Genomic DNA, 17,901 nt, shown 5'->3' on the forward strand with positions numbered 1-17,901 from the left:
CACCATCCATCTCAGTTCGCTTGATTTTTGCCGACTATTTTGCATTATGTCAAATAATATCGATATTTTTGGAGAGTGCCGATGGTCGCCTGGTCAGACTATAAATCAGAAGCAAAAAACCGTGGCGCACTTGCTTTGGAGCTTTACGTTGCACAGAGCACACCGGCCAAAGCCCCGGAAGATGTAAAAGCTTCGCTTGCAGATCACTTGGCGTATCAGGCGCAGCTTGAGCGTTCGGGGCAACTGGCTTTTGCAGGCCCCATGTCGGATGAAACCGGCGAGCATATGCAGGGGATGGGGCTGATCATCTATCGCGCCGACAGCCTTGAGACCGCCCGGAAGCTGGCCAAAGACGATCCCATGCACAAAAGCGGAGCACGCAACTTTGTACTTCGGCGCTGGATGATCAACGAAGGTTCGCTGAACGTTTCAATTGGCCTATCGACTGGAACGAGTGCCCTCAGTTAAGAGCACCCAAGAGTTTGCGCTGCTTAAAAGGAACGGCCGGATATGGATCCCATGCTTGATACAGAGGGCAAAGAAACATCAGCCACTCATGGTGCGTATCGTAGACTGCGCGAGATGATCCTGACCGGCGAGCTACCTCCTGGACAAAAGCTTAAGATCGAGCAGCTTCGCGGGTTACTGGATACCGGCGCAAGCCCGGTTCGCGAAGCACTTAGCCTTTTGACTTCGGACATGTTGGTCGAGCGGATTGATCAGCGCGGATTTCGGGCAGCGCCAGTCAGCAAGTGTAACTTCGAAGAAATCCTGCTGTTGCGATGCAACCTTGAGGAAACTGCGCTTCGCGCCTCCATCGCCAATGCGGATGCGGCCTGGGAAGATCGGCTTGTCCTGCGTCACCACCATATGAAAAAAGCTGGCCAGAACGAGGCGCACGATTTTGAAGATGCTCACAAGGCCTTTCATATGGCCTTGTTGTCCAATTCAAAACTGCCGCTACTGCTAAGGTATTGTTCGCAGCTTTACGACCTGAACATTCGCTACCGCTATCTGGCGGCCGGCGGTTCGAGCTACAAAAAGCGAGACATCGCCGCCGAACACCAGCAAATCCTGGACGCGGCATTAAATCACGACGCAGATAGCGCAACTCAGCACTTGACCGATCACTATCGTAGAACAGGTGAGTATCTGAGTAGTCAGATGAATTCTTAATGTGCGACGAAGTTGGTTTCTGAGCGATCTGTTGAACCAATTGTTTGACCGCCCTAGCCACAGGCCTGGACTAGACGACAAACGACCAATTGAAGAGCTTTGCGAAGGGCTATGTGCGGCCGAAGGTGAAGTATCGGGCTTCCTGCTCGCTTCCACGGTTCTTGGTGGTTACCAGACCTTGAGCGACCCGGTGAAACTAGATTTTTTAGCTATTTGATTACTCAACGCGCGTAGATGCCTTCATTGGCAGTTTGACGTCCATTGGGTGTATGTCGACGTTGCAACGAACGATAAAAAATCTCTGAAGGGGTGTAATGTGAAGCGCTCTTTGATTGAGTGCAGCCCTAGTCTGCAGATCAAATGAACCATCATTTGACCCCATCAAATAACCGACAACGATCCTGCATGCAGAGAAAGTCGATTTCGATCCCAATATGGACATTGACTAGCGGCTATGCGCACCTTGAAACATGTCGCTCACGGAAGACCTGGACCTAATATTAGAAACTGCCCTGCCAACCGATCCCAGCTTTCGGCAGATCGAAAGGGCCTTAATAGACCGCTGTATTGGGGAAGCCCGGCGATACGCTTCGGAGGGCTCTATCGAAGCCTTTCTGATGTCCGCGATGTGCCTATTGGCACTTCCTCAAAATGGGCACACACGGCTGATCCCGAATGATGCGATCTCGGTGCTACCGCTGCGGTTCGTGAGTGTGGGGCGTTCCGTGCAAGTCATTGGCGCGGCACCAGGGGTGACAGCACCGCGAGGAGAATTGATTGCAGTCAATGGTGCAGGTGTGAGCCAAATCCAAGCTATTGCGGAGAAATTTCTGGCGGGAACGTGCCAAAGGAAACGGGTTATCGGACCGATACTTCTGGCTTGGCCCTACGCTCTGACACGTTTGGGTTTTTCGTCAAACAGCGGCACGACCGAGTATCGTGTGCAGGCCGAGAATGGGCAGATTACCAACCTGAAAGTGGAAAATGGAAATACTGTCCCTGGATCGATGCTCTATCCAAGAAACGAGCACGGCAAGGCTGATCCGGCCTGGGAACCCGAAACCTTTGTAGAGATTAAGGACTGGCAAGATCTCGGGTTATCAATAGCATTGCCAAGTTTCTTTGATCCGAGCGAAACTGCGCTGCCTAAAGCCATCTCAGATGCAGCGGACCGCGTGCGCGTCTGCTCGGACAAAACCCTATTAATTGACGTTCGCGGAAACACCGGGGGCGATTTTCTTCTAACGATGCCCCTAGTCGACGCGATCTCGCAACGCGCAAGCCAGCAGGTTGTTGTGCTTGTCGATAAATTCACGTTTTCCGCAGCGATCGTGTTCGTAGCCATCCTTAAACATCGTTTGGGAAACAGGCTCAAACTCATTGGGGAGGAAATGGGCGACGGGTTGACGTTCTTTGCCGAGGGCGGGTTGCTCGATTTGCCGGTGAGTGGAGCGGTCGTTCGATACTCATCAGCCTTTCACGACTGGAAGAACGGAACGTCTGACGAAACCACACCAGCCGATATCGCGCAACAAATCGTACCCGCAGGAGAACTGAATTTGGACCGGAAATGGGTCGCAAGGCCTGCAGTTGAGGATGCACATGGCGCGTTCTACCAACGAATTCTCAAAGGCATGAATGGTTAGGTGTAGAGAAGATCTACAATAATGTCGGTGTATCGAATGCTGCGCGGGGTACGAACGACAATAGTGCGCATTCTATCGGCTTCCATCAGTTCAGTTTTGCGAGATGCTGTTGCAAATTCAGTGTTGGCTTGACTGAGGTCGAGCCTATTTCAGGAGCCGTCGCAAACCAGCGTTAGCTTGATATCTTTCCACAAAAGCTTGACGTGTCAGCGCAATAAATCTGAACCGCAGATTGCCAGATTGGTCTCACACACAGCGTATTAACCACGCTCAACTGAAGGGGACCAAGAAATGAAGAAGACACTGATTACATCCGTCGTCGCGCTCACCATTGCTCTGAGTGCTGGAATGTCCATGGCCGGTCCGCTGCGTGACCACAGCCAACGCAGTTTTACGGGGGAAGCTCTCAAATCCGCTGCAAAAAGAGACAGCAAATACAAGAAGGCAGATATGTACTATGAAGCCTTTACATCATCCACATCGTCTGGCGCGAGCTGGAGCTCGGAACTGCCTTATGTTGTAGTCATTCCGGTTGAGGACAATGGCAATTACACTTGGATTTTTGGCAAGACGACGGGTTCCGACCTGTCTGATCAGCTGATCTGGATGAACTACCGGTAGCCGAGTGTTGATCCAGGCAAATCTGCCCCAAAAAAAGCGACGTGTCGCTATATAACTCCGGGCCCCGGTCTTTCACTCCGGGGCTCGGCTGCGTTTGTCAACGTCAACCTATTCTGGTTCGAGGGGGGCGTAACCTCATCTACCCGACAGCGAACGTCGCACTGCGAAAAATGCGAGCAGGCGCTAGATTGATGCCTTTTCTCAAAGCCTTGACGTGCCAGCGCAATCAATCTGAGCCGCAGGTTGCCAGATTGATTGCACACACAGTCTACCAAACAGTTTTAGCGTAAAGGCACTAAAAGATGAAAAACGTCATGATCACATCCGCTATGACACTCGCCATTGTCATGAGTGCCGGAATGTCCATGGCCGGTCCGTCACGCGACAGCCTAAGCGGGTTTGCACAGGGTATTCGTCCATCAGAGAATCGCATCAAGCAGTTCCGCACTGCGACGCAAAGCAACGGTTCCAAAGTCCTCACCGCCGGCCAGGCGCTGCCTGAGTTGTCGACAACCCCAGGACCAACGTTCTGGGTTGAGACCAATGGTGAACGTGACAGCTATGATGTCGGTGCAGGAGAGATGACGACGAACAGCGGCAGCCTGCGTTATGGTGCGAATTTGCCTTTAGGTGAGGTCGCAGGCGGACAGGTGTTCGGCGGGTTGGAGTTCGGGATCAGCAGCCTGTCATCGGACGTTGGCACCAACTTTGCCAACGCCGATATCTCGGCCGACGCTTACGATGCAACGCTTAGCGCGCTTTGGGTAGCGGATAGTCAGTTCTATGTCGAAGGGCAGCTTCGCTATGGGTATTTCGACGGCGAGATACGTCCCAACGGCGGGGCAGCCGTGGATGCCGACGGCAGTGGGTATGAGATATCTGTTGAAGTGGGTAAGCCCTTCAAGCTGCAGAGCGAATGGACGCTCATCCCTCAAGTGCAGGTCATGTACAGCGATATCGACATGGACGATGTCCCTGATCGGGTCGAGAGTGGTCGGATCGGATCCCTGGTGGAAGGCGACGCGTTAACAGCCCGGGTTGGACTGCGCGCTGAACGTGCCATTGCAAACAACTCAATGCTCTACGGTCAAATCGATTTCTACCATACGTTCGGCAACACGACTTCGGTGGTATTTGGGCAAAATACAGTATTCACCGAGCGCGGTCAGGACACAGCGGCCCTGACCTTAGGCAGCAATGTTCCTCTGTCGAACCACGCACAGCTCTATGCTGAGATCACCAGTGATAGCGGATTGGGGAGCAGCTCGGATGACTACAGCTTCGGCTGGAACATCGGCTTTGAGGTCCAGTTCTAAAGCGAAATGGTGTTCAGGCGTCAGCTTGATGTCTTTTCTCAAAACCTTGACGTGACAGCGCAATAAATCCGGGCCGCAGATTGCCAGATTGGTTTCACACACAGCGTATCAAGCACGCTCAATCAAAAGGGACCAAGAAAATGAGAAAGACTCTGATTACATCCGTCACCGCATTCGCCATTATTCTGAGTGCTGGAATGTCTATGGCTGGCCCGTTGCGTGACCACAGCCAACGGAGCAATGCACATGATGTTCGCTCAGCAGTTTCACAAACCCGCACGCACGGTGACACAAAACCCAAATATCACCAGACCATCAAAAAACCTGCCCGCGGTTACGGTTCGACCTCAGAAAACTCGATTGATGAAGATTGCGTTGATGCATGCACTGATGCCTTGTCATAAGCACACAGAAGTCTTTCCAGCGGATGCTTGAAGTTGCGCTTCATCGACAAGCATCCGCGCAAAACTCGTATAACTTGGTGATGATGGTAATACCTGAGAACAAATTGGTTCATCTTAGCCAGGATACAGCAATTGTCCGGCTCACAGCTTTGTTGGATTTGTAGATATTGAGATCACCCAAAGCCGTTCGAACACTGCCTGAAGAGTTGCCTGTCCAGACTCGAAGCCAACGCATCGAAACCGCAGCAAGTGTCAGGCTCACCACGGTTTCGATCGTGACACGATCCACTCAAACCTCGACTTCAACCTTGCCTATAGCGTTCGAACAGCAGGCCAGAATGTAACCCGCCTCGATGTCGTCTTCCGAGATTCCGCCATTGTGAACCATGTGAACTTCGCCAGAGGTTTTCTTGATCTTGCAAGTTCCGCACACGCCGAAGGTACATCCCGACGGAATGTTCAGACCAACCGAGCGCGCGGCGGCGAGAATTGTGTCGGTCTCGGCTACTTTGGCAGTCACACCCGAGGTCGCGAACAGGATCTCTGCACTGCTGTCATCGTCGAGTACAACGTCATTCAACTCAGGTAGATCCGCCTCAGTTTCCACCGGCGCGCCAAAGCTCTCCTGATGGTAGTTGTCCATATCAAAGCCAAGACCAGCCAGAGCTTCCCGCACCGCCTGCATGAAGGGCTCAGGGCCACAACAGTAGACCTCGCGCTCAAGGTAATCAGGCGCCATCAGACCCAGCATCAACTGGTTGAATTGACCCTGATACCCCGTCCACGGACGGTAGCGATCCGGCTCTTCAACAACGAATTTCAGATCCAAACCATCAGTACGGCTGGCCATCTGCTCTAACCGCTGCCGAAAGATGATCTCGGACGGTCGTTTGGCGCAATTGATGAAAACGACATCCAGATCACGACCTTCATCCCACATACAGGTGGTCATCGACATCATCGGGGTGATGCCGGAGCCAGCCGAGATAAACAGGTACTTTCCTGCCTGGCTTTGGGCGTTGGTAAACAGCCCCCCAGGCCCAATGGCTTTGAGACACATACCGGGTTGAAGGTTGTCCAGCATCCAGCGCGTGCCGATACTGTCGGCTTGCGCTTTGGCAGTGATGGTTATCGACCGTGGCCGCGACGGCGATGATGAGATCGTATAGGTGCGATGAACGACCCCTCCGGGTTGACCCGGAGCTGGGATTTCGAGCGTCAAGAACTGACCTGGATGATAGGCGAACTGCGCCCCAGACGGGGCACGGAATGAAAAACTGGCGGTGTTCGGCATCTCGGGCACGACAGAGACGCATTCCAGCATTTCGCCATCCTGCCAGATGGCCGAAGAGAGCGTGTTCAGATTTTTCATCAGCCTTACTCCGCCGCCATCGTGTCCGGCGCCAAGCGAGTCGACAGCGTGTTGAAATACCAATCCACGAACTGCAGCACGCCGGATTCCTGAATGGGTGAATACGGACCAGGTACATAGGCCGGACTGTTGATACCCTGCTGGTTGTCCTCAACCACCTGCCGGTCTTCGTCATTCGTGGCGACCCAGACTTCGGTCAGACGTTTCACGTCGTAGTCAACGCCTTCAACCGCGTCCTTGTTGACCAACCATTTGGTAGTGACCTCAGTCTCTGTCGGGCTGATCGGAGTGACTCGGAAAACAAGCGAGTGATCGGCAAGGAAGTGGTTCCACGTGGTCGGATAGTGGAACTTCAAAAGCGATCCCGCATCGGCAAAGGGCGACCGACCCAACCAGCGGCGCACGGCAGACTTTCCGTCCATCGTATAGCTCTCAGCGCCTTCTTTCAGCGGCATACGCGCCAGACGGTATTGACCGTCGTCATTCAGGTAGAACTGCGAAGGCATGCCCGCAGCCTGACACCGGTCGAAATGGGTCTGCATGTAGGCTGGTGTCTCACCACCTTCGATCCCTGTCACGCCCGGATCGTCGGGAAAAGTCCGGCACAGAGCAGGATGGTTGCCGCCGCAGTGATAGCACTCGCGGTTGTTTTCCCAAACCAGCTTCCAGTTGCCGTTCTCGATGATTGAGCTTTCAAAGGCGACCTTGGCATTCCCCAGATCGTGCGGCTCAAGATAGGGGCGCGCGATATTAGCGAACGTATCGAAATCCGGGGCGTCATCCGCCAAACAGATATATACTAACCCGGCGAGCTCGCGGCAGTGAACTGTCTTCAATCCATGCTGTTTGGGATCGAAGTCCGACCCCATGTCACGGGCCCATAGCAATGAGCCGTCAAGTTCGTATGTCCACTGATGATACGGGCAAACCAGCTTCGGCGCATTGCCTTTTGCAGCCTTGCAGATGATCGAACCGCGATGACGGCACGTGTTGTGAAACGCTCGTATCTGGTTATCAGAGCCGCGCACAATAATCACTCGGTAGGCACCTACATTGTACGTAACGTAGTCGCCCGATTTCACCAATTCACACGCCGGGATGGCAAACAGCCAGTCGCGATAATGGATGGTTTCAAGGTCGGTCTGAAAAATCTCGGGATCGGTATAAAACGCCTGTTCCAGAGCGTAGCCCGGGTTTCGACGCGCCAACAGGCTTTGGATATTGTTCACTTCTGGCTCTCCTGCCGCGCCCCGCGGCATTGCTTGGGCAGATGACAAGGAGGAACCGTCCGGAGGCGTGCGAGGATCACGTCCGAAACCCGTGCCCCCACCGCCACCCGCGGTTTGACATATCTGAGAGGCTGGTTTCCGGACTTGAAAGGGACTTGCGCCCGGTTGCGACACCTTCCCGGGATCCTCGTCCCAGTGGTTGATTGTCGAACCTGACCTTCCTTACCGTTGCGGGGGCAGTGCCGGACTTACACCGGCTTCCCAATTCTCCGCTGCCTGAGAATCAAACAGCGGCACCTCACGAATACCAAGTTATTTCAGCCGCTTTTAACCGCTGAAATACTTGCGACATTCGCGGACGCAAAACAGACATCGGATTCCTCGCACGCAAATCAATACGTTCTATTGTTCTCCTACATCCAATCCTCAAATGGTTTGGCCCAGACCGATCAGTTCCGACAAATGCCTCTAATGAGCCCAAGCTGCGCCTTAAATTTTCTCTCAGTGCGGCGGGTAGATCTACTGGCAGTTGGTTATTGCAAGTTGCTGGACTTTTCTGCCGACTAGCCGGCAGGTACAAAACTGTGCTCGACTGCGGTTTCCCGTCGGAACACGGAAGGGAAACTACCGAGGATCAACAACCCAACAAGTGAGCAAGTTTTACTCGGTCAACTTTGGAATTGTGGCGTTTGTCCATTGGTATTTTTCTCACGTGGATCACTTTGGCAATACCCAGCTCCTGCGCCAGACCGCTCCAGTTTGATAGCTGACCCGCGTCACCTTCAATGCATAAAGCGGGGCTTTCTTCGAAGTTCATAAGCGCACTGTTCGTCACGCCCGGCCATTGCCGGGCTGCAATTTCGATTGCGAAAGGAAAGGTGCGACCAGTCGGGGTTCTTACATCGCTCCCCAGTCTACCCAGCAGCCACAAACGCCCCTCATCATCCAGGTGACCCACGTCGCCTGTTCGATGCCATATCGTGGTGCCGTCTTTGATTTTGTTTGCCTTGGAGTGCGTGGGATCAAGATAGCCATCATTTACATGATCGCCCGCGACCTGAACTTCATCGTTTCTAATTCGGAGTTTGATTTGCGAAACCGGAAACCCGACAAGAAGCCCCTTGCCTGCTGCCATTTCACGTTGGTCAACTTCGGAGATGTCACGCACATCAAGATGCGCAATCGGTTCAGCTTCGGTTGACCCATAGACGCAGACCACGTCCAGACCGGTATTGGCGAGCAGCCTCTCAACCAGGTCAGGAAACACCGGGCCGCCGCCGGTGAAAACCGTGTGCAGTTGGCCAGTATCTTTACACTGCGCAAGTTTTTCGCACAAAGACGGTGGGATCAGAAGCCGGGTAACTTGCTGCTTCGATATCCAGCCCGCTAACTGCTCGGGAGATAGTCGATCCAGATTGCTCATTTTCCAATTCGGCAGAACAGTCGTACGCCCGGCCGCAAGGTTTATCAGGGTGAAAACCGGGAACGCAACCAGATCCCGTTCGACTGCATCACTGTGTAGAAGCGGCGCAATGGCATCATGTTGCGCCATCAGAAACGCGTGACTGCGGGGTATGGCCTTGGCTTGACCTGTGGTGCCGGAAGTGAAGGAAATGAGCGCCGTGTCACTGTCATGAACAGCCGCGACTCCGGGGGCACTGCGGGCACTGCCTGGTAGTAAAAGACGCAGCTTAAACAGTTCCGGCACAACGAACTTCAGCAAAGCAAAGTGACCTGATGCGCAAAAGGCCTTGGGTTGGGTCGTTCTCGCTGCGTGACGCAACCCCGCGAGTCCCATCGCCGGTTCAGGCAAAACCACTGTTGCGCCCAATGACCATAAGGCCGCAAGGCTAGCGTAAAGATCAGCGTTGACCGGCATCGCCAGTAGAACGTGATCGCCTTGGCCAACTCCCTTGCGCTTCCACTTACTGGCCAATTGCTGTGCTCGTATCTGCACCGCACTAAAGGTGATCTCGCGACCGTCGCCCTCAACAATCGCCGTCCGGTCCGGGTGTCGATCAACCGCAATGGCAAAATGGTCCAGCAGGTTAGCCATCCAGACGCAGCCCAAACAGGTTGTACCGCCGGAATACCGTTGCCCCTTCGACAACGCTGCGATTGGCGGATTGGTTGTCATCATGGATCAACGCGTGGATGGCGGACTCATAGCCAAGCTTCAGGGCAGACATATGGAATTGACTGGCCAAATGGCGACCTGCGCCACGTTCAAGGCTTGCATAGGTCTTTAAGATTGCCGCTGTCGGGTTTGGGCCTTCTGCATAGTTCGGAATGCCAAACAGAAAGCCCGCCAATGAGCCGTCCGGACGCCGGGCAAAAAAGATAAGCTCGCGCTTCAACATCGGAACGACAGGCATGTACATAGCAAGAAAATCACGCTCAGAGATAGGCTTATAGAAGGCGTTTCGGGAAAAAGCCTCGACAGATAGATGATACACTTGCCGGAATAATTCTTCGGGGTTGGTTCCGTCCCAGGGCTCGACATTAAATGCGTCGGTTGCAGCAGGAGAAGACTTGGCCGTTTTTGCCAATGACACACGTGCCGAGAAATACTTGCTGATGGTGGTAAATCCCGCTGCCAAAAACACGTCGGGCTCATGTGATTTGTTTGTCGGCTCCATCAAAAAGGGTGCTGAACCGTCACTGTACGATACAAACCGATAGCTGTGCCAAGTATCTCCGGACATCGGACCAATGATCCGATCAACCCCGGCATGCCGGACACGTTCAATTGCCATTTGCAGAGCTTCCAAGCCGGCCTCTGGGGTCTCACACGAGAAGTCGCCGATTGTTGCAGCTGGGACGCCAGCCCAATCGGGGCCCTGCAGATAAACGGACAGTTTGGCACCGTCAGTCTGAATGCTCTCTTTCGTCATGATACAACTCCGGTGACAAATCCGTCGCCAATAGACCCTGCTATGAACCAAATGTAGTAGGCAAGCGGGGGTAGAACCGCCAAAAGCGTCAGCCTCGAAACACGGTTCTTTTGGAGTAATTGCGGAAAAAACAGGGGCACAATCGCCATAATTGCGAGTGATACAAGCGAGAGCGCGGTCAGGGGTTCAGCCCAGTTCGATTGATCAGAATTCAGGGAAACCGCCCAGATACGAATTAGAAACAGGACCGCGGCAACCAGCGGTATCGCAATAGGAATAGTGCGCAGCGCCACAGCAGTGAGCCCCATGGCCAACCCCATCGCACTGACTCCAAAAAAGGATATCGCATCCCATCCCGTTGCATTTCCCACTGCAAGCCAACCGAACCCCAAAAGCCCCAAGGCGGCTACGATATCCAGATCGGGATACTTACTGTCACAAGGAGAAGCAGTGCGCGCCCAGCCGTGCGCGGCAAGAACCATGATAGGCAGTACTGTGTTCTGCAATTTTGCGGCTGCTAGCAGCAGAAAAACCGCAACAACATAGACACGGGTCGTATGTTTGGTGAAGCCCAGCTTTGTTCCCACCACACCGAAACTGACCAGAGCAGCAAAGAACAAAATGGTCAGCACGGCCAGCTCTGCCAAGGAGCTATAATAATGGGCTTTCAGAAAAATCATCAAGCCGAGCGGCAAGAACAGATTGTCAAAACCCCGCCAGCTTTGTGCCTCGACCAATGTACCAAAGGCCGCAACCATAAGGGACAGCATCATGATGTTGGACGGCGGGAGTTTCGACAAAAACAAAAAGCAGATGATGGAAACCAACAGCGTTACGACAAAAAATACCACTGACCCTTCCAGGCTCTTGTCGCCATCTTCAACCACGTAGCGCTTGGTTCCATATGTCGTTCCGGCAAGCGCAGCCGCAGCATCCGCCAGTGTCAAAACGGCGATCGGAAGCACGTAATAGAGAGTGTTTTCCCCGGCCAGCAAAAAACAAAGGCCAACGGAAATCGCCAACAGGAAATCACCATATGAGGTGCGTTCAACGCTGTGCAAAGCTGCACCCAGACCGTTTGAGAACCGGGGCAAACGTAAGATCGCCATTACAATCATCGTTACCCCGATCAGCATGTAGACCGGCCAGCGATCCGGGAAAATCCACGGCAGAACCAGCGTGAACAGCCCGGTTCCGACATGCATTAGCTTACGTTGTACTTCTGCGTTCAAGCCAACCTTTTGCGCCAGCCGTCGGACAACTGCCATCAATCCCAACAGGGCCAGAACAGAAGCCAAGGCCAGCAGGATCTGGACCATGACACTCACGCGAGCACCTCTTCCACGACAAAGTCTGAATAGAAAAAGGCCATGTCCCGCGCTTTTAGCCGATCCTCAATCTCGCGTTGTGTTTCAACTTCGCCTCTAAATGAAGGGGGCAAGCGGCGCGGTGCCATCATGTTCCAATAAACAAGACGAGCCTTTGGCGCGGCAGCTGACAGGATTGATCCGTAGACCTGCGCAAACACATCAGGCGACATATATTCGAAAATGTCCGATAGATTGAACCCGCTGGCTTTTTCACCGGTTGAAACGAAGGCCTCTAACGATCCGGGCCTGATATCGAGACGATCGAGGCGAGCGCGGATGGTATCATAATGCTCAGGCCGCCAGGCCATCGGCAGCGCGTCGCCATGCGTACCTTTCAGGATCCAGTGCAAATATGGATTTTGCGACGGATCAGTTTCAACGCCTGCGTGGCGAATGCGACGCGCCACATGCTGGGCAGGGCTGCCTTCAACGTGATCGAAGAACGCCTTGTCGCGCCCCATGCGCCCCATCACAAAGCGAGAAAAGAATACATTCAGTAACAGCCGCCATCTGAAGGTATTAAAGCGCGTATCGAAGAAAACCTCGCGCGCATCCGGCGATCGGGGTGCAAAGACTTCATCAATCGTACGTCTGGAATGTACAAACGGCAAAAGCCGTGTGCGGAAAATACGAAAGTACCGCTCGAACTTGCCGACCCCGCCTATCCCGTAACGCTCCACATCCGGGGCAAGACCGGCCCAGAAGGCGCTTGTCTCAGGATCAGTGGCCTCCAAAGCCCTCGTCAGCAGCTCTGCTCGCCTCTTGCTGGGCCGCGATCCTGTCAGTTCCAGAAATTCGGGGTGTGTCAAAGATCGGAAAGCACCGATCCTTAACTTTAGACAGGCAATCTGCGCCGGTGAAAGATCGACAACCACAACTTTCGCTGGGTCCAGCGTTAGCATAGCCAGCGCGTTATCCCCTGCCGAACAAATGGACACCAGCGTGCCCCCCGCGCAATCGCCGAGCGCGTCGGTCAGAACGTCCGCATCCTCCCACAACTGGGCATATCGGATATGGTCGAAATCTGCCTTGCTCTCGATTTCACTATACCCCATCGCACCGTTCCACCTTGCCACTTGCCCCGTCGATCGACAGGGTTTCACCATTCTTGATCCATTGCGTGGCCCCTTTCAGGCCAACAACACAAGGGATGCCCAATTCGCGCGCCACAATTGCGGAATGCGACAAAAGCGACCCCCGTTCCACAACAATGGCCGAAGCGTTCGAAAACACCGCAATCCAGCCCGGATCGGTGTGACGCGCCACAAGGATGTCGCCGGGTTGCAAGGCCTCAGTTCGCGGGTCACGGATCACACGGGCTTTTGCAGTTGCTTGCCCGGCTGAACAACCGGTGCCAGTTTTCACACGCTCCGGATCGCTGTCGACCTCTTCGGTATCCGCCCAGATCGGGGAAATGGCGGGACCTCGGATTTCGATACGTTCCGGCGGGTCCGGACGCAGGGACGCTGCAGCATCTTCGCGTTGGCGTTGCGCAACTATGGTTTTCAGATCAGGCGAAAGACTGAACCCTTCTACGGCTCCCAAGACCTCATACGTCGTCAGATGAAACACGTCGCGGGGCTCGGCAAGCAAGCCCCTTGCAGAAAACTCTCGACCGATGCCAAGAAAAACACGCCGGGCATGGCCGAATATACGGGTACGTTCAAAGCGCAGGTTCTCTCGGTCGCGAACGCGGGCCTTGGCCCAGCCTATGATCCATTTAGACAGGTAGCGTTTCAGCGGATTGGCAGGAAACAGGGTTTTCCAGTCCGGCTCAGTGCTGGTGTGTCGCTTACCCTCGGGACGGGCTGCACTGGCTGCGATGGCCATCAACAGGCTGGCTGGATCATCGCACAACGGTATGCTCTCGAGCTTCAACTCCTCTGTGCATCGATCCCCGAATTTGTCCAAGTAAGAGCGAACTTCGGCCTCGATCTGTGGAAAGGGGGCAAGGGTCTCAATCCGGCATTCCGCGCTCAGCTGATCAGTAATCCCGGCCTCGCGGACCAAGTGAGCCATGTGGGCAATTCGCTGCGCCGGTTCGGCTGAGATGATATCGCCTTGTCCGATCATGACATCGTTATGCAGCAACAGCCCGTCTTCACCCAACCACTTGTGCAGCAGGTTGCGTGATGCGCCAAAAGCGATCATGCACAGGAAGTCATTTACAAGCGGTGCGTCCCAGCGATCCAGCAGGGTACTTTCGATATGGCGATACTCAGCAGCCAGTTCGGTCGCGTTCGCAGCTTCTATGTCGAGATCACGATCCAGAATATCAATTAGTCTGCCATAGAAGTTGCGCCGGGTACGCGGCAATCGCACGGCCTGCCAGATCAGGCTGCCCGCAACCGCAGCCAGTTTGGCGTATTCCAAAATCTTGCGCGCGCCTTCGGCAGGAGCAGGACCAATCTCGTCCGTGATTTCACGCGGCATGGGCTCGGACACACCCATCATCGTTTCCATGTAATCGCGGTTCAGCGAGAACCCCGGCAGCAGCGCCAGAGCCCGGTACCAATTGACCAGATTGTAATAAACACGCCCATCAATGCGCCCAAGGAAATTGTCGAAGATGGCCGAGTTCTGCGCGACGGTTCTATCCGAAACACCCAAAAGCCGCACGAAGGCGCGATAGACCCGAGAGTAGACATGCACGGCAAAGGAATAGGTCAGTGGACTGACCATGCCCGGATAGCTTTCGACGATATTCGAATTGTCAAAAATGGTAAGCGCATCATCCGGCACCGCAGCTGGTCTCAGCTCGGTCGTAATTGGTCGTGCCTGGAGAATGTGCAGCCCATCCGCATCGAACGCCCATTCGATGTCTTGTGGGATACCAAAAGCCTCTTCCGCTTTGCGCGCCAGCATTGCCACCTGAAGCGCCTGGTCCGGTGTCAAAACTTGAGCCGTGGCTTGGGCGCATTCAGGCTGCCTGTCTTGATCAATAGTCCAATCCTCACCATCAACCTCACCTGCCACCAGGGCGTCGCCTAGACCTTTGACGGCGGACACGACTACCGTGTTTCGTTGTCCGGTCACCGGATCGGCCGAGAAAGCGACACCGGCGGTCGTCGCATCAATCATGCGCTGTACAATGATGGCGGGGGCTTCTGCCTCGCCCCCGGATTTGACCGAGCGATAGGTAGCAATAGAATCCGTAAATCCTGATTGCCAAACCTGTTTCGCCGCCGGCAGCACCTTGCTGCCGGTGACGTTCAAGACTGTATCGAACTGCCCCGCATGGCTGTGTTCGGCACCATCTTCAGCCCGACCGGAGCTGCGCACTGCATAAGGTCCCGGACCCAACGTATTCAATGCCGCGCTGATCGCATCACTCAGTCCGCGAGCTGCAACGGGCCCTGTCTTACCTGCGCGGAAAGCGGCATCGGTTATGACAAAAAACGCAGGTGGATTGAACCCGTGACGGGCGAGGTTTGATAGCGCAGTGGCTTTTCCTCCGACCACCGTCGGATCAGTTGCATCGGATTGATTGACGATAAAGGTCACCTGAAGCCTCCGATCAGAAACGGCAAAAAGCCCGCTGTGGCATAACAATAAAACACCCACAGTCCCGCGATTGTGTCCATCCTGTCCTGTGCCTTAGGCGTTGGTGCCGTCATATAACTGCGTGCAGCAAGACCACAGGGCACCAAAGCAGCGACCCCGACCACGACGGTTATCCATCCAACATCAGTCGCAAACCCTGTGCCCACCAGAAACCCAAAGGACAGCACAACACAGCCCAGCCAAACAATGGCAGCGCGCCGATACCCCCAAAGACCCGAATAGGTGTCTACGCCGTCAATTTCGTTTTCGGGCGACCATAGTTTGCGTCCGATCTCGAGAACGCAGCCATTCACAAAAGACAGCGTTAGAAACAACCAAAGTTTTGATGCAGCCCCTCCGGCCGGAAGCCATTCGATGCTGGTCAGCAGCAAATCGATCAGCGGCATAATCGCCATATGACTAATCAGATACAGAACCGGTCGCGCCTTAAGCCAAGTTGGCGCCCCGAATTCGGCCGTCATTGCCGCCAGCCATACCCAAACCACAAGAAGGCACCATAGAACCGGAGGATACCACAACCATGCAGCGGCGGTAGCCAGCGGTAGGGTCAGCAAGCCAAGCACCAAGACCTCAGCCGGGGATACCAGCCCTCGTGGAATAGGGCGCTCGGGACGATAGCGGCGGTCGTCTTCGGCATCCTTGAATTCGTCGCAAACGCGCATCTGGAAAAACAACGCCATTGCAAGCGCGAAGCCGACCGCAAAGGCGGGCCATTCGGGCAATGGGCGATCAGCAAGCCGGGCTGAGACGCAAATACTTGCTGCTGAAAACACCAACAAAAGCGGAACGGTCTTCTTCAGTGGAAAGCGTTCGGACTGATAGATCCACAATCGAGCCAGCAGAGTCATCTTTGGCGGGCCAGACTTTCATGGGCCCGCGTGAAATGCCCCGCAGCAATTGCAGCAACAATCGATATTTCTCCGCACAGGCAGATAGCGGCGGCCACTTCGGCCAGCGCCGTGCCGTGGCCAGCGCCCTTTAGTCCCAGAATGTTCAGCGCGGCACTCTGGCTGGGCAAGCCGGTACCGCCACCCACGGAACCAACAAGGATATTCGGGAGCGTCACCGAGCAGAAAAGATCCTCCCCTCGGGGCTCCATTCGCGTCACCCCCATCGCGCTTTCGGCGACGCAGGCCGCGTCCTGCCCGGTCGCGATGTAAAAGGCCGCCAGACCATTGGCATAATGGGCCTGAGCCCCAAGCTGACCCGATAGATGTGACCCGAGATTAGCGACCCGGCCATAGGCCATCATGGCATCCACGGTGGTACCAAGCGTCTTTTCCACCACATCCGCAGGCAGGGTCACCGACGCGCTTACCTTCCGGCCTCGACCCGTCACCAATCCAAGCGCCGAGGCTTTCTTGTCGCCCGAAAAATTCCCCTCAATATACCAATTTTCAATTGGCACCGGGCAACTACCGTTAATGGCACGGCACAACGCATCCGTTGCGATGGTAACCATGTTCTGACCCGCCGCATCACCCGTTGTGTAGCGGCAAATCAGAAAGACAATATTCGTGTCTATGAAAGGCTCCAGCGAGACAAGTTTGCCATGCCGGGTTGTGGCCTCAGCCGCCGCCTTGAGATCATCGACATTGCTGACCACCCAATCGACAAACTGACCGGCCTGCAAAAGGCTTTCGAACACAAAGGCAGGCGTGCGCAATACACCTTCATACAAGACAGCCGTGCTGACCCCACCAGACCGGCCCGCGGCAAATGCCCCGCGCGCGTACGAGGCAACAAGCGCGGCCTCAGTCGTCGCCAGAGGCACATAAAAATCCCCGTTGGCGTTCATACCATTCAAGCGCAATGGTCCAACGATGCCCACCGGCACTTTCACGGTTCCAATGAAGTTCTCAATATTGGCGCTGTAGGTTTCAGAAGCTTCGACTGTTGCAGAATCCGCGATCAATGCTTGATCTGCGTCGCTTGTCTTGAGCTTTAGATGATCCCAGAACCGCGCAACCGTCTTACTGTCAGCCTTGCGAGAGGGGCGCAAAGGCGAAAACACTTCGTCGCTTGGCGCCATCTGCTGTGGCGTGCGTTCAGCGTCATATCGCGCTTTTATTCGCCGCAGCATTTCCCGCACATGAAATGGAATAATCAAAAGTCAGCTCCGACAAACGCTGTGTAAAACGACTGCAGACTTAATTCTGCGATGGCTGCACCCTAACAAGAAAGAAAGTAATATCCAGCAAATACATCCAGTTGGCGATTGTGAGCGGTCCTGCCTCTTTAGAGTTCATTCGGCCCTAAAGTCAGGAAACGGGGGACCAAATGAGAGATTCAAGCAAGACAAGCCGGAA

At 54.6% G+C, this 17,901-nt stretch carries 15 protein-coding genes and 1 riboswitch; of the genes, 6 read left to right on the forward strand and 9 right to left on the reverse strand.

Annotation, left to right across the window (positions count from 1 at the left end):
- The first annotated feature begins 81 nt into the window (after positions 1–81).
- The 6 genes from GOX61_RS05915 to GOX61_RS22340 all read left to right on the forward strand — a co-directional run bounded on the left by GOX61_RS05915 (position 82) and on the right by GOX61_RS22340 (position 5,163).
- Positions 82–468 (forward strand): YciI family protein, encoded by a 387-nt coding sequence (locus GOX61_RS05915; RefSeq protein WP_170332052.1) that lies wholly within the window; start codon positions 82–84, stop codon positions 466–468.
- 51 nt (positions 469–519) lie between these two features.
- Complete coding sequence (locus GOX61_RS05920; RefSeq protein ID WP_254436772.1) at positions 520–1,176, forward strand: GntR family transcriptional regulator; 657 nt, start codon at positions 520–522, stop codon at positions 1,174–1,176.
- A gap of 470 nt (positions 1,177–1,646) precedes the next feature.
- Positions 1,647–2,822, forward strand: a complete 1,176-nt coding sequence (locus GOX61_RS05925; protein WP_170332056.1) for a peptidase S41 — start codon at positions 1,647–1,649, stop codon at positions 2,820–2,822.
- A gap of 291 nt (positions 2,823–3,113) precedes the next feature.
- Positions 3,114–3,443 carry a hypothetical protein gene (locus tag GOX61_RS05930; protein ID WP_170332058.1) on the forward strand — a complete coding sequence of 110 codons (330 nt, stop codon included), beginning with the start codon at positions 3,114–3,116 and terminating at the stop codon, positions 3,441–3,443.
- A gap of 314 nt (positions 3,444–3,757) precedes the next feature.
- Positions 3,758–4,759 (forward strand): autotransporter domain-containing protein, encoded by a 1,002-nt coding sequence (locus GOX61_RS05935; RefSeq protein WP_254436773.1) that lies wholly within the window; start codon positions 3,758–3,760, stop codon positions 4,757–4,759.
- A gap of 80 nt (positions 4,760–4,839) precedes the next feature.
- Positions 4,840–5,163, forward strand: a complete 324-nt coding sequence (locus GOX61_RS22340; RefSeq protein WP_217353782.1) for a hypothetical protein — start codon at positions 4,840–4,842, stop codon at positions 5,161–5,163.
- 289 nt (positions 5,164–5,452) lie between these two features.
- Here GOX61_RS22340 and GOX61_RS05940 read toward each other — a convergent pair whose 3' ends face one another.
- The 9 genes from GOX61_RS05940 to GOX61_RS05980 all read right to left on the reverse strand — a co-directional run bounded on the left by GOX61_RS05940 (position 5,453) and on the right by GOX61_RS05980 (position 17,675).
- Complete coding sequence (locus tag GOX61_RS05940) at positions 5,453–6,535, reverse strand: hybrid-cluster NAD(P)-dependent oxidoreductase (protein WP_170332062.1); 1,083 nt, start codon at positions 6,533–6,535, stop codon at positions 5,453–5,455.
- 5 nt (positions 6,536–6,540) lie between these two features.
- Positions 6,541–7,794 carry an aromatic ring-hydroxylating oxygenase subunit alpha gene (locus GOX61_RS05945; protein WP_170332065.1) on the reverse strand — a complete coding sequence of 418 codons (1,254 nt, stop codon included), beginning with the start codon at positions 7,792–7,794 and terminating at the stop codon, positions 6,541–6,543.
- Between the two features lie 82 nt (positions 7,795–7,876).
- Positions 7,877–8,080, reverse strand: a riboswitch (cobalamin riboswitch).
- A 318-nt stretch (positions 8,081–8,398) separates the two neighbouring features.
- Positions 8,399–9,901 carry an AMP-binding protein gene (locus GOX61_RS05950; protein WP_170332067.1) on the reverse strand — a complete coding sequence of 501 codons (1,503 nt, stop codon included), beginning with the start codon at positions 9,899–9,901 and terminating at the stop codon, positions 8,399–8,401.
- The gene (locus GOX61_RS05955) at positions 9,813–10,658 is read right to left on the reverse strand and encodes a hypothetical protein (protein ID WP_170332069.1); all 846 of its coding nucleotides are present in this window, start codon (positions 10,656–10,658) and stop codon (positions 9,813–9,815) included. The genes GOX61_RS05950 and GOX61_RS05955 overlap by 89 nt, the downstream gene beginning before the upstream one ends.
- Positions 10,655–11,986: a hypothetical protein gene (locus GOX61_RS05960; protein ID WP_170332071.1), complete on the reverse strand. Its 1,332-nt coding sequence runs from the start codon at positions 11,984–11,986 to the stop codon at positions 10,655–10,657. Before GOX61_RS05960 ends, GOX61_RS05955 begins: the two co-directional genes overlap by 4 nt.
- Positions 11,983–13,083 carry a DUF3419 family protein gene (locus GOX61_RS05965; protein ID WP_170332072.1) on the reverse strand — a complete coding sequence of 367 codons (1,101 nt, stop codon included), beginning with the start codon at positions 13,081–13,083 and terminating at the stop codon, positions 11,983–11,985. Before GOX61_RS05965 ends, GOX61_RS05960 begins: the two co-directional genes overlap by 4 nt.
- A complete protein-coding gene (locus GOX61_RS05970; RefSeq protein WP_170332074.1) occupies positions 13,073–15,532 on the reverse strand; it encodes a PEP/pyruvate-binding domain-containing protein in 2,460 nt (819 codons plus the stop codon). The genes GOX61_RS05965 and GOX61_RS05970 overlap by 11 nt, the downstream gene beginning before the upstream one ends.
- Positions 15,529–16,440 (reverse strand): UbiA family prenyltransferase, encoded by a 912-nt coding sequence (locus tag GOX61_RS05975; protein WP_170332076.1) that lies wholly within the window; start codon positions 16,438–16,440, stop codon positions 15,529–15,531. The genes GOX61_RS05970 and GOX61_RS05975 overlap by 4 nt, the downstream gene beginning before the upstream one ends.
- Positions 16,437–17,675 carry a hydroxymethylglutaryl-CoA reductase gene (locus GOX61_RS05980; protein WP_254436774.1) on the reverse strand — a complete coding sequence of 413 codons (1,239 nt, stop codon included), beginning with the start codon at positions 17,673–17,675 and terminating at the stop codon, positions 16,437–16,439. The genes GOX61_RS05975 and GOX61_RS05980 overlap by 4 nt, the downstream gene beginning before the upstream one ends.
- Positions 17,676–17,901 lie beyond the last annotated feature (226 nt).

The organism is Ruegeria arenilitoris, assembly GCF_013030265.1.
Classification (GTDB): Bacteria; Pseudomonadota; Alphaproteobacteria; order Rhodobacterales; family Rhodobacteraceae; genus Ruegeria; species Ruegeria arenilitoris_E.